Below are 24,277 nucleotides of genomic sequence, written 5' to 3'. Positions count from 1 at the left end.
TAGTTTTATATTGTATTTGAGGGATTTAATTACTAATTTTTCCATCTATAAATTGCTGAATATCTTTAGCTAATTTTTTATTATAGTTGAAAAATATCAAATAATTTATCAAAAAACCAAAAGTAAAGAAGATAGGTAGAAAGATGAAAAACCCAATGGAATCATAGTACCCACTTAGAATAGAAAAAAATGCTGGTAAACAAGCAACTGCTATCAAGACAATAAATAAAATCATCCCTGTTTTGAAGTTGTGATGAGGATGAATGGTAACTTTAACAAGAGTTTCGATGGGGGTATCAGGGTTTTCTTCTATTGTTCCATAGGCTGTGGGAGGGTGGTCTTTGCGTCCTCTTGAACGCCTACCAATTTCAAAAGCTGCTTTTGATACTTTTCCGTGATAGGTCAGAGGGATAATATCAAACATAGATTTTCTTTTTGGTTCTGGACTGATTTTACTTTCTAATAGTTGAGCTACTTTGTGGGTAGAAAGTGAAGTTTGATAAGTTATTTTTTTTATTGGAGCAATATAATCTAAGAATCCCATGATAGTAAAGTGAGTTTGTATTTTATTGGAGTAAAAACTATCTCATAAGTTAGAAAATAATCAGCCTAATATAAAATTTAGAAAATTAAAAAAACCTGCCTACTTCAAATAGAAATAAACAGGTTTCTAATGTTTTATAAAAAAATGAAATCAGAAATTAAGCAATCGTAATTCCTTCATTCAAATAAACATCTTGAATAGAATTAAGAAGTTCAATCCCTTCATTCAATGGTTTTTGGAATGCCTTACGACCAGAAATAAGACCAGCACCACCAGCACGCTTGTTGATAACGGCTGTTTTGACTGCTTCTGCCATATCTGACGCACCTGAAGAAGCTCCTCCAGAGTTGATAAGACCAATTCTGCCCATATAACAATTCGCTACTTGATAACGACAAAGGTCAATAGGATTGTCAGAAGAAAGGTCTGAATATACTTTTTTATGAGTTTTTGCGAAAGCAATATTATTAAAAGCACCGTTGTTTTCAGGTAATTTTTGTTTGATAATATCAGCTTGAATAGTTACTCCGATGTGATTTGCTTGTCCTGTAAGGTCAGCAGCAACGTGATAATCTGTTCCATCTTTTTTGAAGCCATTATTACGAGCATAACACCAAAGAATGGTAGCCATTCCAAGTTCGTGCGCTCTTTCAAAAGCAGCAGCTACTTCTTGAATTTGGCGAGTAGATTCTTCTGAACCAAAATAAATAGTTGCTCCAACAGCTACTGCACCCAAATTCCATGCTTCTTCTACTGAACCAAACATGACTTGGTCAAATTTATTTGGATAAGTAAGAAGTTCATTGTGATTGATTTTTACAATAAACGGAATTTTGTGAGCGTATTTTCTTGACATCAAAGCAAGGTTTCCATAAGTAGTCGCAACAGCATTACAACCTCCTTCAATAGCCAATTTTACGATATTTTCTGGGTCAAAATAATCTGGATTTGGTGCAAAAGATGCGCCTCCTGTGTGTTCGATGCCTTGATCAACAGGAAGAATAGAAACATAACCTGTATTAGCCAAACGACCCGAACCATAAAGCTGTCCCAAACTACGCAAAACCTGTGGGTTGCGATTTGAGTTAGCAAAAATTTTGTCTATAAAGTCAGAGCTAGGAACGTGTAAACGCTCTTTCGAAATGGCAGGAGTAGAAAAATTGAGAAGCGTTTCAGAATCTTTACCTAAAAGTTCAGAAATACGGTCTGTAGAAAGGTTTGCTGTATGCACCATAAGTATTTTGAGAAAAAAATGACAGAAAATGAATTGTAAAATCTTTGTTTTCCTAAAAAAACAGATTGGATTTTTTTAAAAGTGCTACAAAGGTACTAATTTGAATTCAATTTTGAATAAAATTAGGCTTCAAAAATATCCATAAATCACAATCTATCAGTTGATTTGAAATTATTACTTATGTTTTCTTCTGATTTTACAGGCTTTCCTGTTTCACTGGCTTCATTTCTCCAACCATAAGGGTTTGTGTCAGCAGTTGCAACAGATTCATCCATTTTACCATTTTCTATATTTTGAGTATAACTGACTGTTCCTTGTTGCCAACGAAGAAGTTTTATTTCATCTTTAAATTTTTGCTCATTTCCATCAAAATATTTTATAATGAGGTCTGCTCTATTTTGCGCTTCCAAATCTTTTGTCTCTCCATTTTTATAAACGACTATAAATGTACTTGCCATAATTTTATAATAATTTTGTTAAGTATTTTTTAGTACTACATTTTTATACAATGACTAACTAAAGTTAAAATGATTTGTTTTATCTAGATTTCTTTGTTTTTTTGGTGCAATACATCAAATAAGGTATGCAAATACTTTATTTTATTCCTAACTTTGTATTCTTTCATTCAAAAAATTATTGTTTTGATTGAATATTCTGTTTTTTTACAAAAAAAGCATAAGATTTGTTTGATAACATACTACTACACCAATATTTCATATCTACACCAAAATCCATTACTTTACTTTTATGAAAAAAGAGAAATTACTTCCTTCGTTGTTTATCTGTTTTTTATTCATTTTCTTATCTATATTTTACCCTTCTCTACTTTTTGCTCAAAAACCAGCTACTACAAATACAGATTACTGTCATTTTGTGGGTACAATAAATGGAAATTTGTCTATTGTAATGGATTTGGTTCAAAATGGAAATATGTACTCAGGAAGTTATTATTACACAAAGTATAATATACCAATAAATTTGGAGGGCAAAGTAAATAATAAAGGTGAAATAGAATTATTTACAATGGATGAGAATGGGGAAAAGGTAGAGTTTATTACAGGAAATATAAATCAAGATACTTTTGTCGGCAACTGGAAAAACAAAGACCAAACGAAAAAATTATCTATTTCTTTGGTAGAAGATTATTCAAAAAGTATTGCTTTCACGTTTACTTCTATACAAGACAGCGTAAAATTATTGAAAAACAGAAAAGATACTCCTCAAGCTAGATTTTCAGATGTAATTGTAGAAGTAAAACAAGTTCCACAAGGAAGTAATTTATCTAAAATTAAAGAATTACTTAAAAAATATCAGTCTATTCAAGATTCTGAATCTTCTAGTGCTAATCAGAGTGCTAGGCAGGTTGTAGAAAACAATAAAAACTCTTTTTTTAAAGAATATTTGGAAGTAAATAAAGACCAAGATGAAGACTATTTGTATGCTGCAAATTGGGTAAATGAAAGTGATATAGAAGTTGTTTTTAATGACCATTATTTTGCGACACTTTCTTTTTCTAATTATATGTATATGGGAGGAGCGCACGGAATGTATGGTGAAAGCTACCTTGTTATTGATACAAAAAGTGGAAAAGAGATTAAATTAAATGACATTTTTGATAAGCAAAGTCTGACTACATTAGAAAAAAGAATGATAAAAAAGGCTTATGCTTATACAGGTTTTGAAAATCCTGTTTCTTTGCAAGATGCAGGGTATTTGGTAGATAAAATAGAAGTTACTGATAATTTCTCATTGACAGCTAAAGGAATAACTTTTGTTTATCAGCCCTATGAAATTGCACCTTACGCAGCAGGAATGCCAGCTTTTTTGTTTACTTGGGAAGAACTTAAAGACCTTATAAAAACCGATTCTTCTGTTCGTTCTTTATTAAAAATAACAGTAAAATAACATGAACTTGGAATTGAATATTTATTGTTTTTCCTGTTGGATATCTTAGAGATGTCAGTACAGTTAGAAAGTAAATTATCTGAAACATTGGAGGTGTAATGAGTAGCACATAAATTAGACTCTTCTTACATCAAAAAAGCCTATTTTTTCAGAACCTGTTACTCATACTAATTTTAGAAATGATGAAAATGAAATGTATTTGTTTTTTGAATAGATAATTTAGGAATAATTACGAATGTAATGCACTGAACATCAATAACTTGTTGTTTTTAAATGAGTGTGTTATTTAATTTCAATTCCTTATTAAAACGTGGTTCACTTTTTCTAAGAATAGGTTAAAGCAATAGATTTATCAATCGTTTGGTAATTTTCCATCTCTCCATTCATCAACAGTTATAATTAAAAGTCCATTCAATCCAAAAAACACCTTCTTTATCAGTAAAGCATCCACTAAATTTAATTTTTTTAGCTGTTTTGTCTATTATAACGTGAACTCGGTATTTAACTACTTGATATTTAGCGTTTTATACTGTTTTTTAAGTAGTTGCTCATAACAATTTTGTTATTTTTGATTTTCTCTTATTAATAATGCTATTTTAATTAAGAGGGTGCAAAATTTATAGTATATTCTTTTTCTTTTCCAAACTGAGCTAATATATCTAAAACAGCCTTTTGGAGCGTTTTCACATTTGTCCAAGCTGCTATATCTAACCAATAATGCTTAATATGTTTCCACAACATTTCAATATAATTTAAGTCTGAACAATAAGAAGGAAGGAATTGAATAAATACATTTTTTTCTTTCCACTTTTTTATTGCTTTATCTACTTTATGATTGCTGTGAGAGGTCGCTCTATCTAAAATCAAGAGTATTTTCTGCCCTTTTGCTCGTTTTTCAATAAAATTATTTACACAAGCAATAAACGTATCTGCATCCATAGATTGATAGAATTCATAAAATTCGCTTTCATTATTAGTTCGCATAAATCCTAAGATATTTGCTCCTCTAGCACGGTTGGCAGGTAAAAATACTTTTTTAAGCGTCTCCAAAGTCTTTTCTTGCCAACCATACATACTATTAGGATTTAGATGAAAACTACTCTCATCACTAAACCACACTTCTACCTCTCCCTTTTCTTCTTCTTTTAACCACCAGTCAAGCTCTTTCTTAAAAAAGTCGTGCATCCACTCATCTCGTTGAGATTTTAGCGATTTTTGTATTCGTCTCCAACTCCACTTTTTTTTTTAAGAAAACGTTTTAGAATAGAAGGATTAGTTTCAATTTGATGTTCTTTTTTCAATAAAACAACGGTTCTTTTTAAATTTTGAGGTGTTTGTTTTACAGCTTCTAAAATAATTTCTGCATTTTCAGTAGCTAAACTACTTTGAGAATGAGCCATGTTTTTATCTAAAAGCCCCAAACAGCCCATTGATTCGTACCTATCAAACCAACTTTTTATACTATTTTCACTCACATCAAATTGTGCTGAAAGCTCCTTAATAGTAAACTTATGTTTGGAACTCAAACAAATTGAACTAAATCGTTTACGTTCTCTTGGTAAGAGTTTTACATCACTACTAGATAAATAACGACGAAGTTCCTGTTCTTGAAAAATACTTAGGGGAGCTATAAAACGCATCAGAAATATAAAATTGTGTTTTTTGAAATAAAAAATCAAATCTAACAAAATTGTAGCATATAACTACTTAAGAATTTTTTATCAAAAAAGGCTCAAAAAGGTTATTTTTGAATAGCATTAATCAACTTTAACCCTTTTTCGCCTTATGAATGACAAAAATATAAAATTTGATGAAGACCAACTAATCGGTATTTTTTATTTAGTAGATGAGTTCTGTTTACAAGCTCAATCCTATGTTTCTAGCCATTGGGTAGGTAGCAAAAGTCAATCTTCTTCTCATTCTCCAACTCGTATTCCTGAATTAAGCGCAAGTGAAATGATGACTATTTTGATTTATTATAACTACTCTGGTTACAAGAATTTTCAATACTATTATCAACGTCTTGTTAGTACAGATTTACTACCTTATTTTCCTAAACTTTGCTCCTACAATCGTTTTTTAGAACTCATAGAAAGAGTGAGCCTTCCCATGTATGTGTTAGCTAAATTACTCTGTGCTAAAAGTCAAAAAACAGGAACTTATTTTGTAGATTCTAAGAAAATAGTAGTTTCTGATAATCGTCGTATTCACTCGCATAAAGTGTTTAAAGACCTTGCAAAACGAGGAAAAGGCTCAATGGGCTGGTTTTTTGGTTTTAAACTTCATTTAGTTATCAATCAATTAGGAGAGGTGATGGCATTTGAAATCACAGCAGCTAACAAGGCTGACAATAACCACAATCTATTGAAAAAATTACTCAATAACTTAGAAGGAAGTTGCTTCGGAGACAAAGGCTACTTGACAAAATTATGGCAAGAACTCTATGAAAATGGACTTAAATTAATTACTAAAGTCAAAAAGAACATGAAGAATCAACTTATTACGTTGAAAGAAAAATACACCCTCAGAAAAAGAGCAGTTATTGAATCTGTAAATGACATTCTGACTTCTGTTTTTGACATAGAACACTCTAGACACAGAAAACCAATAAATGCTTTTACACATATGTCGGCTACCATAGTTGCATATCATTTATATCCAGAAAAACCTAGAATTTTTGTACCCAACTAATACCGAGTTCACGTTATTATACTCTTACCAATTGCCTGCCATAACTTTACAATATCTTTTGGAGCTTCAATCGATTTTTTTATTCCTTCTTTATGAAAATAGCCTGTAAACTCTTCATTTGAAACTCCTTTTATACTCAATTTGGTTCGTCCTAATACAATACCTTCATTAATATTATTTTCTACAAAGTTATCCAAACTTGCCCAATCAAAAGCCAGTTCAATATTTTGTCCTATGTGTTCTAGGTTTGTAAAACAAGAGTCATGCAAAAGACAGCCTAATTTTGAATAGTAATTTATATAATCTTTAAAGAATACTATTTAATTTTCTATTTAAAATAGAAAATTGGTTGTGTAGTGCTGTGTTAGATGGTATAAAAAAAGCGAAACAATCTGTTTCGCTTTTAGTTTTCTGAAATATAATAATAAAACTACTTATTGCCGTACAAAGGTAGAATTTACTATTGTTCCATTTAATGTATAAGTATCTGTCCAACGAAGAGTAATTGTTCCTGTTGCTTCATTCCAAGTTCCTCCTAGTAGATTCCAACGAAGACCAAAGAAAACTCTAGAGAGAGGTGCAATATTTCCACATGATTCAGTAACTGTCATAAAGATAGGAACTCCTTCTCCTACACATTCTGATAAATGATTTGCAGTAATATCAGGAATAATATACTTTTCTTGACTTCCACTAACAGTATCTTTAATGATGTTGAGTTCTAGAGGAGTAGTTTGACAAAAATCATTAGTTGCAATATATCTACCTTCCATGTTTGAAGGACAGATGTATCTCATTTCTGTAGTATCAGCAGGTGCTAATGTTTTTCCACTAGAGGTTACTTCCCAACGAATATTCCAAAATGAGCCACCTGGAATTTCGTCTTCAGAGTTATAGCCTGTTCCAGCAAGAAGTTCTGATGTACTAAAAGTTATCTCACTAGGTATTTGAGAAGTTTTTGATAAAAAAGTTTCTTCACTTCTTACAGTTTCCTCAGAGCCTAAAACAACAGGGCTTTCCAAACTTTTATAAAAAGTAACTTCACTTATTTTATCAGCATTAAGTCCATCTGAAGTTTCTATTTCGAAGGTAATAGATTGTTGCCCTTTTACAAATACTGTATCAGGAAGAGGGTCTATTAGATAGAAAATATCTGTTTGTTGTCTAGTTGTTTCATCTTCTGGAACACAATTCCAACTAAGAAGTGCCACTCCTAGTAGCAGTATGTATGCTAAACATGATTTGAAAATATGCATAGTATTATTTTTAGTTTTTGATATTTTAATCAACTACTATTGTATAATTAAATAGTAGTTGATTTTATAATGATATTAAAGGTTATATTTTTTATTCTGCTGAATCCCACCATACAGGAATAAGCATAGAAGAAAACCCTAAAGGAATATTGCGAGTGGCTACATTTCTAGGGTTATACTGCCATTCAGAGTTAGGATAAGGAAAACGTAAAGCTATACCATCATAATCAAATCTGTCTTTAAGTACAGATCCAGAACGGAAGTTATAAGATAGGTTTGCACGACGTAAATCATTATATGCCTCAAAACTAAGAAAGTTTACGATATTTTTTTGTGTCATTAATGTAGTATAGTCATCTCTTTCGACTATGGTTGAGATGTATGTTTCAATCATATCATTTAATGCTGCAGTATTACTTAAGGCTGCTTCATCATTAGCTGTCTTACTAATTTTATTTAGGTAAGGACGAATAAATGAAAAATCAGCTTCTAAGGCTTCTCTAAATGCTTGTGTTTGAGCAGCAGTGTTTCCTAAATGATAATTAGCTTCTGCTTCTAAAAATTTAATTTCTGAATACATAAGCCAAGGAAGAGGAGAATCAGGATCTGCATACAAAACTCCTAAAAAAGATTGATTATTATATGGTTCTGGTTTGAGATACAAATTTACACTACCATCAGTATTAGTAATGAGTTCGAAACCATCTCTAGTTGGGTCAGATTTACGAACATGTAAAGCTAATCTTATATCTCTTTTATTAATTTGTTGTAGAGAAGAAATATAACTAACATTAGGTGCTGTGAAAGTATTCCATCTATCATTTACAGCATATTGATTCCAAGGGTTTTCTTGTAATAATTGACTAGAGTATTGATAGAACGCATTATCATCGTTACTTGTAAAACTTTGAGATAATGCATCTAATACAAGTTGAGATTGAGTTTGGGCATTATATCCTGGAGCACTGGAAAGACGCATATAATAGCGAGCTTTAAGCCCAAATGCATATTTACGCCACTTTTGCATATCTCCACCATATATCAAATCATCAACCCCTGGAACTTCTGCTGATTGATTGGTATTATCTATATGTGCAATAGCTTCGTCTAATAGATTATGAATGCTAACAAAAATTTCCTCTTGTGTATCATAGGCTGGAAAAGGAAATTGTTCTGGTTGCCATGCTTGAGTGAAAGGAGCATCACCAAAAGCATCTGTAATCATGGCCATGTTTTGTGCCCAAATAATTTTGGCAATCGCTGCATGATAGTTTTTGTTTTTTGCAGCAGCTTGTTCTGATAATATTTTGCAATTAGCCATTACACCTACATACGAGAAGTCATTCCAAAATCCATCTATATCATTTTCAGTTATGAAATAGTCGTCATAACTTTGATTAACTGGATATACAGTTTGTTGAGTAAGACCAGCGGCCATACGTGCAGGTATTCCACCAATTACTTGAAAAGAAAAATTAGATTGAATCCCTGTTAGTAGGAGTTCTTCTGTAACCTCTGTTGGGTTTACAGGGTCTTCATTTACATCTAGGAGTTGTTCGCAAGAAGAAAGCGAGAAAGCACCTATTAGAAGTAATGAAAGTATATATATATTTATTTTTTTCATAATAGTTTGTAATAATACTATAAAAATTGTTTTTTTATAATTAAAAGGAAGTAGTTTTAGTATTATCAAAAAGTACTTCCTTAAAACAGGATATTAAATTATGGATTTAGAAAGTAACATTTAGCCCAAAAGCATAACTACGAGTACCTGGTGTAACAGCATGGTAAAAACCTTGTGCATTACCTGAACCATATAAATTACCTTCTGGATCAAAATAGCTAAAGTTAGATGAGATGTACAGGTTTCTGCCTGTTGCTGTAAATGAAAGTGTTTCTATAGGCCATTTTTCCATTAATTTTTTAGGTAAAGTATATGAAAGAGATACCTCACGTAGCTTCACAAAACTAGCATCTTCTACAAATAACTCATCTATTTGAGAGAACCAATTTTGATAATAATTTTGGTTAGCAATAACTGGAATATCATTAGTTGTTCCATCTTCTTTTACCCCTTTCCAAACTACAACATTATTACGATTTTCAGTAATTAGTGCTGTTCCTGCATTAGTAGTATAAAAAAGATCCATATTTAGAATATCTCCACCAAAACGTCCGTCAAAGAAAACAGTCAAACTAAGTCCTTTATAGCTAAATGTATTACGAATAGAACCCAACCAATCTGGCATTGTATTACCAATAGGACCAAGGCTATTAGATTGCTTTGGTCGTCCAGTACTATTATCAATGATAATATCTCCATTATCATTTCTTTCTAAACGAGTTCCCCAAATTACACCATATCCATAATTTCTATCAACACGAATTTGTGGACTACTAAATCCTCCTAAGAATAAAGATTCAATTCCTTCTTGAAGGCTTACAAGTTCGAAACGATTACGTGTATAATTTAAAGAAATAGTCCAATCTAAAGGGAATTTCTTTTGAATAAGTTTGAACACATCAGCTGTAAGTGTCATTTCTACTCCTTTATTTTGTATTACACCACCGTTTATCCAACGAGAAGAAAACCCAGTAGTACCTGAAACTTCTGCTGGCACAATCTGATTTAAAGTTCGGCTATTGTAATAAGCAAAATCTGCTCTCAATGTTCCTTTGAAAAGTTTTATATCTGTACCTATTTCAAATTCTTTTTTGAGTTGATGAGTAAGATTAGGCTCTGCTGCTCTGTTGCTTCTGTTAAAACCTACTATCTCTTGCCCATCATATACAGCAATCGAACCTCTAGTAGCATCAGATGGACTAGAACGATTAAAAAGCTGACGAGTAACATATGGTTCTGCAGCCGATCCTGCTTGAGCATACGAAACACGAACACCCCAATATGAAATAATACTTTTTGGTAATGCTGGGATAAGTTCTGAAAGAACGGTATTACTAGAAATAGAAGGGTAAAGTACAGAGCGATTACCTGGTTCAAGTGTAGAAAACCAGTCATTACGTCCAGTAACTTCTACATATATTTTTTCTTGATACCCTATTTTTGCAGTAGCAAATACACTTGTCGAACGTACTTTTTCAATAGTAGGAAGAACATCTAGTTGTGCTTGTGTATCTTCATAGTTATAATTGCCACGTTCTGCTAATCCAATACCACGAAGTACATTCATTTCGAATGAACGTGAATTGAAGTTATGTCCAATTGTGCTAGAAAACTCAAAGTCATCATTGATTTGTTTTTGTATAATAGCATATAATGTATTATCTATCAATACATTTTCTGCAGTAGCATCAAACATACGACCTTCTAAACGCCCAAAAGTACCTAGATTAGTTTTTTGTTTTTGAACATCTTGATAACCATCTACACCTAAACGATTATACACCGTTATCCAAGAGTTAACTTTATAATTAACTGTTGCATTCACAAACAAACGGTTTACATTAGAACTAAAATTATTATTTTTGGCAAGCCAAATAGGGTTATTTACATTTTCTTCAGTATATGTAACTTGAGTACCATCTGCTTCTTCAAAATTGGTGATATCATTACTAATCGGCCATCTTGATAACGTGTACATATATGCAGCAGCTCCATTTCCTTCTGCTAGTCGTGTCGTGTTAGTATTAAAATAATTTATAGATGTCTGAAAGTTGAATTTCTTTTCTGACTGGCTACCAAAATTTATAGACAAGTTATTACGTGTTAGGTCATTACCAGGAGCAATACCTTGTTCCATACGATTGCTATAAGAAACACGATATACATAATCACTAAAACCACCTGAAACACTAAGGACATTATCATATGTTTGACCTGTACGGAAAAAATCTGCACGAGGGTCATATGTATTAACACCTCCTAAATACTTTGCAATACTATCATTTGCATTTGCTTCTGTTACACTAGGTCCCCAAGATATTCCTGTTTGTTGTCCATTTCCAGGTCCGTTGGCATAAAACCCACCTTCTCCGTCAGGAAGTCCATTTCTGAATAGTCCTCCAGAACCTTGTAGGTATTGGTCTTGATATCCTTTGACAATGGCATCATTCAAGATTACATTAGAGGAAAAGTTAAATTTTGGTTTTCCTTTTTTACCTTTCTTTGTAGTGATTAAGATTACACCATTTGCACCTCTAGCTCCCCAAATAGCAGTTGCTGCTGCTCCTTTCAAAACACTTGTGCTTTCAATAATACTAGGGTCAATATCTACAACACGGTTTGAGCCTGCACCTGTAAATAAAAGACTTCCATCAGAATCATTTAGATTAGCAGAAGCATTTGTTTGACGGTTATCGATTGGAATACCATCTACTACAAACAAAGGCTGACTATTTCCTACAAGTGAGTTCTGACCACGGATTGTGATACGAGAAGATGCACCTGCTTGTCCACCAGAAGAAGTTACTTGTACACCAGCTACTTTACCAGCAAGTGCGTTTACTAAGTTTGTTTCTCTAGAGTTGGTAAGTTCTTTAGAATCTACTGTTTGTAGTGCATATCCTAGAGTTCTTTTTTGTTCTTCAATACCAAAACTTGTAACAACAACTGCGTCAAGCATATCAGAACCCAATGTAACATCAATTACGGTTTGGTTACCTACCGTAACTTCTTTTTTATCCATTCCTGCAAAACTGTAAACAAGAACTGTTTCTGGACCTGGAACAACAAGGCTGTAATTTCCATCAAAATCAGTTACAGTTCCTTTTGTAGTTCCTTTGATGACGACAGTTGCAGTAGGAAGGGTTTCTCCTGTGTCATCTTTTACGACACCAGTTACGGTGCGTTCGGTTTGAGCGAAGGCAGAAGAGCCTAACCCAATCGTAAGCATTGCCCATAAGAGCGTAAAGCTAAGAAGTATTTTTCTTTGCATAATTTAATATGATTGAATGATAAAAGAATTGAATTGAATTATTTTATTTTTAATTATTTCAACTTTTCATAAGAGTAAATCTTATAAAAACTCAAAAGATACACTAAGTTAGTTTAAAAAATTAAAACACAAAATATTTTAACAAAAATCTAATACATAGAAAATTATATTTGTTTCAACCAAATAATTTATTTGAAACAAAAAAATAATTAAATGAGTTAATTATTTGTTAATGAGATATAATATTCTATTACTGATTATATTAATTTAAAATATTTACTTAAACATAAATAACATATTATATTAAATGTGATTAATATAAAAACGGCTTAGTTTTTTTACTACAGAGAGTAATCTTGAGAAATAATTAGCGTAATTTTAGAAGGGAATAGCAAAATACGTCTTTTTTTTGTAGAATACAAAACAATATTTCTCAATTTGGTAAAATAAACTTTTCAAAGTGAAATGAAAAAAAATGATAGTATAATAATTTGTGGTATCTTATTAAGAATTGTATTTTGCAGTATTATTCAAATTATTTTTCTATTTTGGTATATAGTTTTATTCTAGTTTTTCTTTAGTCATTTTAAATAAGTCATGAAAGCAATTATTCCAGTAGCAGGAGCAGGCACACGCTTGCGTCCACATACACACACACAACCTAAACCACTTGTTCCGATAGCAGGAAAGCCTATTTTAGGGCATATTATTGATAATTTATATGAAAATGGAGTTAAAGACTTTTTGTTTATAATTGGATATTTAGGGAATAAAATAGAAGATTATGTAGTAAATACATATAAGGATACCATCAATGCAGAGTTTGTTTTACAAGAGCCTCGTATTGGTTCTGCACATGCACTGTGGATAGCTCGTGATTTTATTAAAGATGAGGAAGAATTATTAATTGTATTAGGAGATACGATTGTAGAGATGAATTATGCCAATTTTTTTGGTATTACAAATACGGTTGTTGCAGTCAGAAAGGTAGATAATCCACGTATTTTTGGAATTATAGAACCTGACAAACATGGAATAATCAAGAAGTTTATTGAAAAACCACGTATTCCAAAATCAAATCTAGCTTTAGTAGGTGCATACAAAATTGCAAATGTTAGTCTGCTTTTGGATGCTATCAAAACGATAATGAGCCATTCAGCTTCAGCAAATAGTTCTTGGGAGTATCATCTGACTGATGCTCTCATGGAAATGGTCAAGCAAGGTGAGAAAATAACTTTTGTAGAAGTTGATAATTGGTTTGATTGTGGAAAAAAGGAAACGTTATTAGAAGCCAATGCAAGTCTGTTACGAAGACATGGTTTCGAAACTTCTATCTCTACGGATTATCCCAACTGTATTATTATTCAACCTGTTCGTTTTGGAAAGCAATGTAAATTAGAAAACTCTATCATTGGTCCTAATGTAGCTATTGGTGATCACACACATATTTCAAATTCTATTATTCAAAATAGCATTATTGGTTCATTTTCTGATTTGGCTCACGCAACTCTTAATAAATCAATTATAGGAAGCGATTCTTCACTCAAAGGAATGGTTCAGAGTTTGAATATTGGAGATAGTACAGAAATTAATTTTACAAGTAATGAGTAATTAATGAAAGTATAGAAATAAAATATTAGAGCTGCAAAAGCAGCGAAGCTAATTCAGAAGTAAATACACTAATAATTTAATAAGTTATATTTAATTATATTCAAAATAGCATTAGCTGGGGTGTAACTGACCTTATGCACACTCAACAAGCTGCACGAGTTCGGCTTATCAATCTGATATGCCTTTCTTTATCTGCCGTTTTTTTGATAGGAATAATCGGTTTGCTTATACTAAATTCGTTTTGGACAAAAGGCTTGGTTATAAATACTTTTTTGGTGCTGTTAGGTTTTATCTTTCCTTTGGTTTTTAATAACCTCCATAAGGTTGAATTAGCCAAAATCTTTTTTGTCTTTCAGATTATTATAGCTCATTTTATTTTCTTTTTGGTGTTTAATAGAGAGCCTGCTATGCGAGCTTTTATTTTGCCTATTAGTATTATTATCATTATGCTATTTTCTGGTCAAGAGCAAAGTTTACAACTTTTTTTCTTACTTGCTTTTGGGGCAATTTTGGGCTGGTTAGAGTTTTTACCAAAAGGGTTTTCAGAGCTTAGTGTATATATGCCTGCTTCTACGGCTGCTTTTTTCAAAATTGTGATTTGGGCAATGGCAGTTTGTATGAATTTATTAATTGTAGCAACAGCAATGCGAATGGTAAGTCAAAGCGAAGATTTATTACGCAATTTACTCATAGAAGCCAACAAACAAAATGATGTACTACAAAGTCAAGATAGTTCTTTTAAAGAAAATCAAGAAGAATTATTAGCTATGAATCAAGAGCTAATGAATCAAAGAGAACGACTTGAAGAACTCATCGCAGAAAGAAGTACACGATTGCGTTATACAGAAGCACAACTTCTGAAACAAGTAGAAGACCTTGCAGAATCTGAAAAAGAACTCCGAAAATATGCCGAAGAAATGCAACTTACCAACGAAAGATTAGCTGCTGCAAAAACAAAAGTACAACATACTTTATTACGAGAAAGAGAAGTAAACGAACAACTTGCTACCACAATTACAGAGCTAAAGTCCACACAAGCACAACTTACACAAGCCGAAAAAATGGCAAGTTTGGGACAACTTACAGCAGGAATTGCACACGAGATAAATAATCCAATTAATTTTGTTTATGCAGGAATGGATGCGCTTCATACAAATATTGAAGAACTTTTATCCTGGACAAACAAAGAAAATATAGATGAAGAGTTATATGAAGAATATGATGAGTTGATAGATGAAACAAGAACATTAATTAAAGATATTCAGATTGGTGCTATGCGTACTTTTGAGATTGTAAAAGGACTGCGTAATTTCTCTAGATTAGATGAGGAAGAAATTAGAAAAACACATATCAACGACCATATTTCTACAACACTTATTTTACTTCGTAATCAAATCAAAGAAAATGGAATTGTTGTGAATAGAGAATTAGATGCTGCAATTAATCCAATAGAATGCTATCCTGGTCAGCTCAATCAAGTGTTGATGAATATTTGTAGTAATGCAATTCAAGCTCTGATTGAGAAAAAGGATAAAAAAGAAAAAGAAGAGGGCAACTTGGAATTAGAAAATAAAAAACGAGAACCCTTAACCCTAACCATAAAAACCAAAAACTATGAAGACCATATAACATTTACCATTTCTGATAATGGAGTCGGGATGAGTGAAGAAATACAAAAACGAATCTTTGAGCCTTTCTATACAACTAAAAATGTAGGGGAAGGAACAGGTCTAGGAATGTCTATTACGTATGGAATCATAGAAAAACATCATGGCAGAATTAGAGTAGAAAGTAAACAAGGAGAAGGAACAACTTTCAAAATACAACTACCCAAACACTTATCAGAGTAAGTTGTATAAAATCAAATTCCATATTTCATATATAAAAACAAAAAACTAGCATTTTGGAACAAAACAAACTCACATCAAAACGTATTCTTATTACAGGAGGAGCAGGATTTATCGGTTCAAATCTCTGTGAAAAATTTTTAGCTCAAGATAATAAAGTTGTTTGTCTGGATGACTTTTCAATGGGAAGAAGACAAAATATAGAACATCTTTTAGAAAATCCTAATTTTACACTCATTGAAGGCGATATTCGTAATTTAGAAGACTGTAAAAAAGCTGTTGCTGATGTAGAACTTATTTTACATCAAGCTGCTTTAGGCTCTGTTCCTCGTTCGATTGCAGACCCAATTACGTCAAATGATGTAAATATTTCGGGCTTTGTAAATGTATTGGTTGCTGCAAAAGAAGCTGGGATAAAACGAGTTGTTTATGCAGCTAGTTCTTCTACCTATGGCGACCATAAAGCACTTCCAAAAGTAGAAGAAAACATCGGTCGTCCTCTTTCGCCGTATGCAGTTACAAAATATGTAAACGAACTCTATGCAAATGTTTTTTCAGATTTGTATGGTTTGGAGATTATTGGTTTGCGTTACTTTAATGTTTTTGGTAGAAAGCAACGTCCTGATGGTGCGTATGCAGCCGTTATTCCTAAATTTATTGGTCTTTTGATGGAACATGAGCAACCTACTATTTTTGGAGAAGGCGATTTTTCAAGAGATTTTACCTACATAGAAAATGTCTTACAAGCCAATGAACTGGCAGCCACAACGACAAATCCAGATGCCATAAATCAAGTTTATAATGTCGCTTTTGGAGAACGAACAACCATAAAAGAAATGTTCGAACTTATGCGTTCGCTTCTTAGCAAATACGATTCTGAAATCTCTGAAATAGACGCAATTTATGGAGATAATCGTCAAGGCGATATTCCTCATTCGTTGGCTTCCATAGAAAAAGCACAAAAACTACTTGGTTATTTCCCTCAATATTCTTTCAAAAAAGGACTTACAGAAGCGATTGATTGGTATTGGGAGGATTTGAAAGGATAGATTTTTTTTTATTCTGTAACAAAAGTAGCTGATAAACCATTTTAAAAACCTCATTTTTGTAAGAAAAAAAACTTTATTTTTACGATGATGATAGAATTTATAGGTTATTTTTCGGCTATTTTTATTGGTGTTTCGCTCGGTCTTATTGGAGGAGGAGGAAGTATTCTGACTGTTCCAGTTTTGGTATATTTGTTTAGTATTGAACCTGTTGTGGCGACAGCTTACTCCCTTTTTGTGGTCGGACTGACGAGTAGTGTGGGTGCATTTAGTTACTTTAAGCAAGGTTTAGTCAGAATGAAAACGGCTTTGGTTTTTGGGATTCCCTCTATTTTTTCAGTGTTTCTGACAAGGAATTATTTAGTTCCTGCTATTCCTAATGAGATTTTTGATGTTGGAAGTTTTGTTCTTACAAAAGGTATTTTCTTAATGGCTTTATTTGCCGTTTTGATGATATTGGCTTCTTATAAAATGATAAAATCGGGTTCTAAATCTGTTACCAACAACAGCTTAGAAACTACTCCTACACAAAAAATAGACTCAGAACCAAAGACGTTCAATTATCCAATGGTTATTTTTCAAGGTTTAGTAGTTGGTCTTATTACTGGTTTAGTGGGTGCAGGAGGTGGATTTATTATTATTCCTGCTTTGGTTTTTCTGCTTGGTTTGGAAATGAAAGAAGCTATTGGTACTTCGCTTACTATTATTACACTCAATTCTTTCTTTGGTTTTTTGGTTTCTCAAAATCAAATGCAAACTGATTGGAAACTCCTTTTGATTCTTTCTACCATGTCTATTGCAGGAATTTTTATAGGAATGGCACTTTCAAAACGCATCGACGGAAAAAAACTCAAGCCTCTTTTTGGATGGTTTGTACTGATTATGGGAGGTTATATTTTGATTAAGGAGTTGTTTTTTTAGGAGTTTATCTATTAGCAAACCATATACAATAATCTTTCAATGGTTGATAGTTTTTACTTTTTTTGTCAATTACTTCCAAATTGCAAATAGGATAGGTTACTGTGCCACTTTCTTCTGCTTTTCCAATTCCTAAAATACCATACTTTTCATCGTAATCATCATCTATACCTAATAATTTTACTTTTTCTCCATATCTCAAACCTGCTCCTGATTCAACCACTTCTGTTTCAAGTGGAAGTTGTAATTTTTCATTCAAATATTGAATCCACATTTCATAAATTTCATACTCATTATCTACATCAACTTGAGCGAAATAGTCTAAAAAATTAGCTATATCTTTATCAAACATCCAAATCCAATACAATCTAGAGGTAGCTATTTGTTCTTCTTCGTCTGTCCAATCTCTTTCAGAAGTTAGTTCTACATCAGATGCTTCTAAACAAATTTCATTACCCTCAGCACCATCTTTAATTATTTGAATTAAATAATCAAGAGGAAAATCTGCTACTGTTTTATTATCAAATTCGATAGTCAATAGAGTTCCGTCAATTTCAGTTATTTCTCCTTGACAGTTTTCTGTAAAAATGAAGTCATAATCAGGGTCTTTAATTCCATTTTTTACTTTTACAAAATCGCCTATTTTAAATTTATTTTCCATTTTTTTGATTTTTGTTTAATGCTCAATTACAAATTAAAGTAGTATTATTCAATCTCCACCTCATCAATTTCCTTCATAATTCTATCGGTTTCAGATAACGCAACAATGATTTTTTGATAATGTAGAATATCTTCATAGCTCAATTTTCTATTTTTTCGGTCTTTTAGCCATTTTTGAGCTGGCTGATAACCACCAATATAAAATTCCCAAGCGAATAAAGGAACGTTATCAAAATATTGAGTTTCATTGATATAAATTCTGCCCAACTGCTGTTTTTTATCAATTAGTTTCCAATCTTTTTTGGCTATTTTGGTAGTGATTATATCATCGCCAACTCCTGAATAGCTAGTAATATAATTTTCTACAGTATTACTTTCTAATAAATGAATTTGACGAAGCTGACCACCCAATTTTACCAATTCCCAAAACGTCTTTGTGTTTTTTGGATACGGAACTCTAGGAAAATCTATCTTCAAAAACTCCTTGTATTTCTCTCTATAATTAGGTGAATGCAGAACAGCATAGATATAATCTAAAATATCAATAGGCGCAAATGTTGAGACGCACGACTGTGCATCTTTACTTTTCTCCAGCGTAAACTCTAAACCTAGTTTTTTAGCTATTTCTTTTACTATTTTTTGATTTAGATTGGGTTTTCTTTGCGTTTCGGTTTGTACTGTTTCTGTTTTGGGATTTTCTAATTCTTTTAATTGTTCTTTTAGATATTCTAAATTAGAAGCTAATTCTTCATAGGTGCTTTTGTGTTCTTCAAAAAGCTTTATTGCATGTTCATTAGGATTGTCTATTTTTTCAAAGTAGGGAAGAACAGTTTTATTAAAAAATTCTTCAACTTGTTTGTAATCAAATCTAGTTGATTTTATTTTACTCATCAAATCCTGCTTTTTTTGTTCTGATTTTGATGTAAAAAGGTTGTTTTCTGTATTTGTAGGATAGAGATATAAAGGGAAATTATAAGTTTCTCCAGTAATTAAATGTTTACATGCAATATTTTTAGAAACTAAACTTTCTATTCCCTGCTGTTTTGATTGCCTAACTATATTTAAACCAATATTTTCCTCCAAATAATTTGACATTAAATCAAACCTCGCTCTTTGTAATAGTTTATTGTCAAATACTGTAAAACGAATATCAAAAGGTCTGTAATAAAATGGTGTTGGCTCTATATTATATTTATCTGACAAATTACCTTCAGTAAAATCTACAAGTTCAGCATCTTTTCCTGTTGCAATTCCAATAGAATTTTTAGGAAATAATTCTCTTAAATCTAAACCAGTTTCAAACGTATCTAGCAATCCAAAATCTTTATTTACAAAAAAGTAATACGGCTTTTTACTCTTCAAAGTTTGCCATTTTATTTTTGAAAGACTGTTTTCGGTTAGATAATTATATTTTACCTCTCTTTTTCCAAAAAGGTCTTGATGATACACTTTCCCTAATTGTTTGGCTTTTTTCTTTCCTGTTTTTACAAAAATATTAATCGAAACGCCTTGCATAATATCAAATACATTTTGGTCTGGCGAACCGTCTGGAGAAACTTCTTTTTTCCTTGCATTTCCATGTAAATCTAAAATATAGACTTTATCAAAAGTTTCTAAAAGATTATTTCGCATTTGTCTGTGAATGATGCCATCAATAAAGCTATTGTTTGAAATATAGGCTAAAATACCTTCTCCATTTTTTTGAATGTAATGCTGACCATAACGAATGAATTTTATATAATCATCTGACAGAGGTTGTATGTTTCTTTCATTCAAATTCTTTTTATAATCTGCCGTAATTTTTTCAATCCACTCTCCTTTATTCGTGCTACTTACTGAATACGGAGGATTTCCAATTACACACATAACAGGTACATCCCTTTTTATATGATTTGCCTCATTAGCTTCATCACTCAGCCAACTTGAAAATAAAGTACCTGTATCTTCGTGGTGTTCTTCTAAAGAGTTGGTCAGGTAAATATGTAGTCTTTCATTTTTCTTAGATTTATAGCCTGTTTCGGTCAATAACATATCTAATTTTAGATGTGCCATTGAGTATGAAGCCATCAACAACTCAAAACCGTTTAGTCTTGGTATCAAGTGTTCTTCCACATATCCACTCCACGCACCTTGCATAGATTGGAAATTCTTATTATAGATATATTTGACTACTTCTGCCAAAAAAGTTCCTGTTCCTGTGGCTGGGTCAAGTATTTGCACTTTATGAACTTCTCGTTCTACTTCTTTGTAACCACTTTTGAAGTTTTTGTCAGCAATATCAGTTTTTACTTTTATTTTGGTTTTGCTAGTATCAGCAAGACCATAAGGCAAACCAAATTCTGTTTTCAAAATATCATCTACCGAACGAACAATAAAATTTACGACTGGTTCTGGTGTGTACCAAACGCCTCTTGCCTTACGCAGTTTTGGGTCATATTCAGCCAAAAAAGTTTCATAAAAATGAATAATGGGGTCGTTGGTTTGTGTGCTTTTGCCAAAATTCTTTAGGAGTTGTTCGATATTAGTCGCTCTAAAAACTTCGGCTAGATTGTCGACAACAGTTATGATTCGCTCATCAATATCAGCTCCTGCAACATAACCGAAGAGTTTTCTTAGAAATGGATTTGATTTTGGGATTAATTCGGCTGCTTTTTGTCGGCTAAAATCATCTAAAGTTTCGTCGTGCAAACGTGCTGCAAACATTCCATACGCCAATGTTTGAGCATAAATATCAGCAAAGTCTTTGGGTTCTAAGTCATGAATTAATATTTTTTTGAAGGTGTCGTATTGTGCCTTTATCGAAGTATTTTCTTTTGTTTTTTCATCAGAAGTAACTGCTTTTTCCAAAATATCTTGCAACAGACGAGCTTTTCCAGCCATCATTTCAGCCAATTTCTTTGATGATTTGATAGTTTGACCAATATAAGAACAAAAATCTTTTATCAGATTCTCAAATTTTGCATAATTTTCTGGAATGGGCTTAATATTATTCCCATCAATTTCTCCAATTTTTATTTCATGAATCAGTTCTCCATTTTGGAAAAATTGAAACCAAATATAATCTGTTATTATTAAATTATCTAATGCTTTTTTATATCTATCAAATTGTTCTTTGAATGATTTGCTATTCAAATCTTTACCAATATCTTTTGCTTCGATGTAACCAATCGGAATTTTTCCTTTTGTGATGACATAATCAGGATTCCCACAATCGGTTACGTTTGCAGGTTCGTTTGTGATTTCAATTCCTTCCGTTAAATTTCTAATCAGCGTTTCTAAATCTCCTCTGTACGAATGTTCTCTTGAAATTCCAGATTCAAATCGTTTGCTTATTACTTCTATGTAGTCTTTTAGTGTCATATTTTCTTTACAAAATTCGTTTTACGAAAGTTACAACAATATACATTAAAAATTGAATTGCTCTTTCTTATTTAGCTCAATTTTTTTGTAAAGGATTTACTTGTACTGATAAAAAGTATATTTTAGATGATGAAGTTATTTCTCTACATCAAAAACTCTAAAATATAATGCAGTTATAGCTCATTGCAATTAACATAAAACTTTGTTGTTTATTTGTGTAATTACAATGAGCTATCAGTAGTTTTAGGGGAAATTTTTTTATGGTTTCAATCTTTCTATAATCATGGATGAAAAATAGTTTACTCCAGTTTTTATACTGTTTTCGTCTGCTGCAAAGTTGGGTGAGTGAGGCATAGAAATTACTCCATTTTTATAATCTGAAGCACCTATTAAAAAATAAACACTAGGAGCATATTCTTGATAATAGGCAAAATCATCACTACGTCCATCTGGTATTACCCCTTGCAATGAGATTGCACTTTGCTTTCCATAAATATCACTAATACTATTGGTAACTAAAGATGTTAATTTCTCGTCATTCAGAACAAGAGCTATTTCATAAGAATAAACAATATCAACTAAATTTTTTGAGTACTTAGACAGTAAGAATTTTTGCTTTAGACTTGATAAAACTGAATCTAATTTGTATTCATTACTAGCACTTAAATAAGCTTTTATCACAATTTCATTCTCTTTTTCTTCCATACGAAAATTTGAATTTACTGTAACATAGTCTTTAAAGATAGTTTTTGGATTTGCTAAACCTATCTCAGCATCCATTAAATTTCTAACATCCCAAAATTTACTATCAGGTGCAACATTTTGAAAACTGGATAGTAGTTCTTTTGTGTAGTTAATCATTTCATCTTTGTCTTCTGTCTTTTTAAGAACAACTTTTAAATCTTTATAATCTGCAAATAAATTTCTACTTTTGGCAGCAATAACTCCTTGAGGCATAGGTGAAATATGTAAGGCATATATTTCATCTGGATTGATAATATCAAATAAACCATCATCAATCATTGCCTTTGCGCCTTTCCAATTTTCTTCTGAGGGTTGAAATACAAAATAAATAGTACCTGTAAGACTGTCTTTCAAATTTGTCAATACATTAGCAATTCCAAGACCTATTGTGGTGTGTATATCGTGTCCACAAATATGTCTTACCCCTTCATTTTTTGATGAAAATTCTACTACATCTGGAAGGTCTGATGCAAGAGCATCAATATCAGCTCTCCAAGCAATTCGTTTTCCTTTTTTATTTGTTTTGAGAATTCCAACCACTCCATATCCACCAATATTTGTATGAACTTCCAACCCAAGTGATTTTAAGTAATGTGCTATTTTTTGGGAAGTTCTTTTTTCTTGTTCAGCTAATTCAGGATAGATATGCAAATCTCTGCGTACTTTGATTAGACTATCAAAAATTTTATCAGTGTGTTGTTGTACAGTTTGATGAATTGTGTGGTCAGTCTTTGAGTTTTGTCCGAATAAGGAAAACGAAAGAAAGATAAATTGTACTGATAATGCTATTGTAATAAGTTTATTATTTGAAATCATTGTTAAGATATTTAGTTGGTTATTTCTTACAAAGATGCAGCATAACAACACTATCTACCTGACACATTTGTGACAAAATCATTTTTTGCTCATTTTATTTCTTATTCTACTCAAAGATTGCCTTTTAATACCTAGAAAAGAAGATAGATGAGTCAGACTTACTCTTTGTATAAGTTCAGGATTTTCAGATATAAACTTTAGATACCTTTCTTCTGCTGTATTGAATAAAAAACTCTCAACTCTATCACTCAAAACGGTCAAAACCATTTCTGCAATAAATCGCCCTTGCATTTCACTATTTTTAAATTTCTTATAACTTTCTTGAATCGTACTATAAGGTAATTTAATGATAATGCAAGGTTCTAAAGATTGTAAAAAATATTTGGTAGGCTTCTGTCTGATAAAAGCTGGATAGTCAGTAATGTATTGATTTTCTTTGGTAAAACCTGTTGTTATTTCATCGCCTTGTTCATTTATAAAATATCTGCGTATGAGTCCTTGACAAATAAATCCCATTTCTTTTTGAATTTCACCACTTTCTAAGAAGAATTCTCCTTTATCTAATCTTTGTATTGTTAAGTGATTTTTAATGAAGTCTTTCTCTTCAGGTGTTGAATGACTGAGTTGTTCCAAATATAATGCGTAATATTTTTTGTTTTCTTGGGTCATGTTGCATTAAAAAATAGATAGGTATTTATGAATGTGTCTAAGAGTAGAAAAAAAGTATTCTTTGGCAGATGGATAATTTTT

General features: G+C 31.8%; 19 protein-coding genes. 6 read left to right on the top strand and 13 right to left on the bottom strand.

Features of this window, described 5'->3' with window-relative positions:
- Positions 1-25 precede the first annotated feature (25 nt).
- The 3 genes from ACE193_RS11230 to ACE193_RS11220 form a co-directional block, all read right to left on the bottom strand.
- Positions 26-544, bottom strand: a complete 519-nt coding sequence (locus tag ACE193_RS11230; RefSeq protein WP_375563061.1) for a hypothetical protein — start codon at positions 542-544, stop codon at positions 26-28.
- Between the two features lie 157 nt (positions 545-701).
- Positions 702-1,778 (bottom strand): class I fructose-bisphosphate aldolase, encoded by a 1,077-nt coding sequence (locus ACE193_RS11225; RefSeq protein ID WP_375563060.1) that lies wholly within the window; start codon positions 1,776-1,778, stop codon positions 702-704.
- 146 nt (positions 1,779-1,924) lie between these two features.
- Complete coding sequence (locus tag ACE193_RS11220) at positions 1,925-2,236, bottom strand: hypothetical protein (protein WP_375563059.1); 312 nt, start codon at positions 2,234-2,236, stop codon at positions 1,925-1,927.
- A 289-nt stretch (positions 2,237-2,525) separates the two neighbouring features.
- On the opposite strand from ACE193_RS11220, the gene ACE193_RS11215 reads away from it, so the two are divergent.
- On the top strand, positions 2,526-3,683 hold the full coding sequence (locus ACE193_RS11215) for a DUF3298 and DUF4163 domain-containing protein (RefSeq protein WP_375563058.1): 1,158 nt from the start codon (positions 2,526-2,528) through the stop codon (positions 3,681-3,683).
- A 600-nt stretch (positions 3,684-4,283) separates the two neighbouring features.
- Here ACE193_RS11215 and ACE193_RS11210 read toward each other — a convergent pair.
- Together ACE193_RS11210 and ACE193_RS11205 are read right to left on the bottom strand one after the other, a co-directional pair.
- Entirely contained in the window at positions 4,284-4,868 is a 585-nt protein-coding gene (locus tag ACE193_RS11210) for an IS630 family transposase (RefSeq protein WP_375558686.1), read from the bottom strand.
- 20 nt (positions 4,869-4,888) lie between these two features.
- Positions 4,889-5,323, bottom strand: a complete 435-nt coding sequence (locus ACE193_RS11205) for a hypothetical protein (protein ID WP_375558687.1) — start codon at positions 5,321-5,323, stop codon at positions 4,889-4,891.
- A 145-nt stretch (positions 5,324-5,468) separates the two neighbouring features.
- On the opposite strand from ACE193_RS11205, the gene ACE193_RS11200 reads away from it, so the two are divergent.
- A complete protein-coding gene (locus tag ACE193_RS11200; RefSeq protein ID WP_375558897.1) occupies positions 5,469-6,374 on the top strand; it encodes an IS982 family transposase in 906 nt (301 codons plus the stop codon).
- Between the two features lie 8 nt (positions 6,375-6,382).
- Here ACE193_RS11200 and ACE193_RS11195 read toward each other — a convergent pair whose 3' ends face one another.
- The 4 genes from ACE193_RS11195 to ACE193_RS11180 form a co-directional block, all read right to left on the bottom strand.
- Positions 6,383-6,643, bottom strand: coding sequence for a hypothetical protein (locus ACE193_RS11195; RefSeq protein ID WP_375563057.1), 261 nt, complete (start codon positions 6,641-6,643; stop codon positions 6,383-6,385).
- Positions 6,644-6,808: 165 nt separating this feature from the next.
- Positions 6,809-7,630, bottom strand: coding sequence for a hypothetical protein (locus tag ACE193_RS11190; RefSeq protein WP_375563056.1), 822 nt, complete (start codon positions 7,628-7,630; stop codon positions 6,809-6,811).
- A 91-nt stretch (positions 7,631-7,721) separates the two neighbouring features.
- Positions 7,722-9,254, bottom strand: a complete 1,533-nt coding sequence (locus tag ACE193_RS11185) for a SusD/RagB family nutrient-binding outer membrane lipoprotein (RefSeq protein ID WP_375563055.1) — start codon at positions 9,252-9,254, stop codon at positions 7,722-7,724.
- Positions 9,255-9,360: 106 nt separating this feature from the next.
- Positions 9,361-12,525: a SusC/RagA family TonB-linked outer membrane protein gene (locus tag ACE193_RS11180; RefSeq protein ID WP_375563054.1), complete on the bottom strand. Its 3,165-nt coding sequence runs from the start codon at positions 12,523-12,525 to the stop codon at positions 9,361-9,363.
- Between the two features lie 597 nt (positions 12,526-13,122).
- On the opposite strand from ACE193_RS11180, the gene ACE193_RS11175 reads away from it, so the two are divergent.
- The 4 genes from ACE193_RS11175 (at position 13,123) to ACE193_RS11160 (ending at position 17,950) form a co-directional block, all read left to right on the top strand.
- Positions 13,123-14,136 carry a sugar phosphate nucleotidyltransferase gene (locus ACE193_RS11175; protein ID WP_375563053.1) on the top strand — a complete coding sequence of 338 codons (1,014 nt, stop codon included), beginning with the start codon at positions 13,123-13,125 and terminating at the stop codon, positions 14,134-14,136.
- A 134-nt stretch (positions 14,137-14,270) separates the two neighbouring features.
- The gene (locus tag ACE193_RS11170; RefSeq protein WP_375563052.1) at positions 14,271-15,986 is read left to right on the top strand and encodes a sensor histidine kinase; all 1,716 of its coding nucleotides are present in this window, start codon (positions 14,271-14,273) and stop codon (positions 15,984-15,986) included.
- Positions 15,987-16,039: 53 nt separating this feature from the next.
- Positions 16,040-17,032 (top strand): SDR family oxidoreductase, encoded by a 993-nt coding sequence (locus ACE193_RS11165; RefSeq protein WP_375563051.1) that lies wholly within the window; start codon positions 16,040-16,042, stop codon positions 17,030-17,032.
- Between the two features lie 87 nt (positions 17,033-17,119).
- Positions 17,120-17,950, top strand: coding sequence for a sulfite exporter TauE/SafE family protein (locus tag ACE193_RS11160; RefSeq protein WP_375563050.1), 831 nt, complete (start codon positions 17,120-17,122; stop codon positions 17,948-17,950).
- Positions 17,951-17,954: 4 nt separating this feature from the next.
- Here the strand turns inward: ACE193_RS11160 and ACE193_RS11155 are convergent, their stop codons facing one another.
- The 4 genes from ACE193_RS11155 to ACE193_RS11140 all read right to left on the bottom strand — a co-directional run bounded on the left by ACE193_RS11155 (position 17,955) and on the right by ACE193_RS11140 (position 24,196).
- Entirely contained in the window at positions 17,955-18,608 is a 654-nt protein-coding gene (locus ACE193_RS11155; protein WP_375563049.1) for a calcium-binding protein, read from the bottom strand.
- Between the two features lie 44 nt (positions 18,609-18,652).
- On the bottom strand, positions 18,653-21,967 hold the full coding sequence (locus tag ACE193_RS11150) for a type ISP restriction/modification enzyme (protein WP_375563048.1): 3,315 nt from the start codon (positions 21,965-21,967) through the stop codon (positions 18,653-18,655).
- Between the two features lie 258 nt (positions 21,968-22,225).
- Positions 22,226-23,527 (bottom strand): M20 family metallopeptidase, encoded by a 1,302-nt coding sequence (locus tag ACE193_RS11145; protein WP_375563047.1) that lies wholly within the window; start codon positions 23,525-23,527, stop codon positions 22,226-22,228.
- Positions 23,528-23,605: 78 nt separating this feature from the next.
- Positions 23,606-24,196: a Crp/Fnr family transcriptional regulator gene (locus ACE193_RS11140; RefSeq protein WP_375563046.1), complete on the bottom strand. Its 591-nt coding sequence runs from the start codon at positions 24,194-24,196 to the stop codon at positions 23,606-23,608.
- Positions 24,197-24,277 lie beyond the last annotated feature (81 nt).

It is taken from the genome of Bernardetia aquimarina (assembly GCF_042180575.1).
Lineage (GTDB): Bacteria > Bacteroidota > Bacteroidia > Cytophagales > Bernardetiaceae > Bernardetia.
The sequence above is the reverse complement of the archived record's forward strand: the minus strand, read 5'-3'. Positions and strand labels throughout refer to the sequence as shown.

Bases quoted from the DNA above. Each gene is read 5' to 3' on its own strand.
- ACE193_RS11180 (WP_375563054.1), bottom strand. From the start codon at position 12,525: ATGCAAAGAAAAATACTTCTTAGCTTTACGCTCTTATGGGCAATGCTT.
- ACE193_RS11160 (WP_375563050.1), top strand. From the start codon at position 17,120: ATGATAGAATTTATAGGTTATTTTTCGGCTATTTTTATTGGTGTTTCG.
- ACE193_RS11210 (WP_375558686.1), bottom strand. From the start codon at position 4,868: ATGCACGACTTTTTTAAGAAAGAGCTTGACTGGTGGTTAAAAGAAGAA.
- ACE193_RS11230 (WP_375563061.1), bottom strand. From the start codon at position 544: ATGGGATTCTTAGATTATATTGCTCCAATAAAAAAAATAACTTATCAA.
- ACE193_RS11205 (WP_375558687.1), bottom strand. From the start codon at position 5,323: ATGCGTTTTATAGCTCCCCTAAGTATTTTTCAAGAACAGGAACTTCGT.
- ACE193_RS11145 (WP_375563047.1), bottom strand. From the start codon at position 23,527: ATGATTTCAAATAATAAACTTATTACAATAGCATTATCAGTACAATTT.
- ACE193_RS11140 (WP_375563046.1), bottom strand. From the start codon at position 24,196: ATGACCCAAGAAAACAAAAAATATTACGCATTATATTTGGAACAACTC.
- ACE193_RS11190 (WP_375563056.1), bottom strand. From the start codon at position 7,630: ATGCATATTTTCAAATCATGTTTAGCATACATACTGCTACTAGGAGTG.
- ACE193_RS11215 (WP_375563058.1), top strand. From the start codon at position 2,526: ATGAAAAAAGAGAAATTACTTCCTTCGTTGTTTATCTGTTTTTTATTC.
- ACE193_RS11200 (WP_375558897.1), top strand. From the start codon at position 5,469: ATGAATGACAAAAATATAAAATTTGATGAAGACCAACTAATCGGTATT.
- ACE193_RS11150 (WP_375563048.1), bottom strand. From the start codon at position 21,967: ATGACACTAAAAGACTACATAGAAGTAATAAGCAAACGATTTGAATCT.
- ACE193_RS11225 (WP_375563060.1), bottom strand. From the start codon at position 1,778: ATGGTGCATACAGCAAACCTTTCTACAGACCGTATTTCTGAACTTTTA.
- ACE193_RS11175 (WP_375563053.1), top strand. From the start codon at position 13,123: ATGAAAGCAATTATTCCAGTAGCAGGAGCAGGCACACGCTTGCGTCCA.
- ACE193_RS11185 (WP_375563055.1), bottom strand. From the start codon at position 9,254: ATGAAAAAAATAAATATATATATACTTTCATTACTTCTAATAGGTGCT.
- ACE193_RS11170 (WP_375563052.1), top strand. From the start codon at position 14,271: ATGCACACTCAACAAGCTGCACGAGTTCGGCTTATCAATCTGATATGC.
- ACE193_RS11155 (WP_375563049.1), bottom strand. From the start codon at position 18,608: ATGGAAAATAAATTTAAAATAGGCGATTTTGTAAAAGTAAAAAATGGA.
- ACE193_RS11220 (WP_375563059.1), bottom strand. From the start codon at position 2,236: ATGGCAAGTACATTTATAGTCGTTTATAAAAATGGAGAGACAAAAGAT.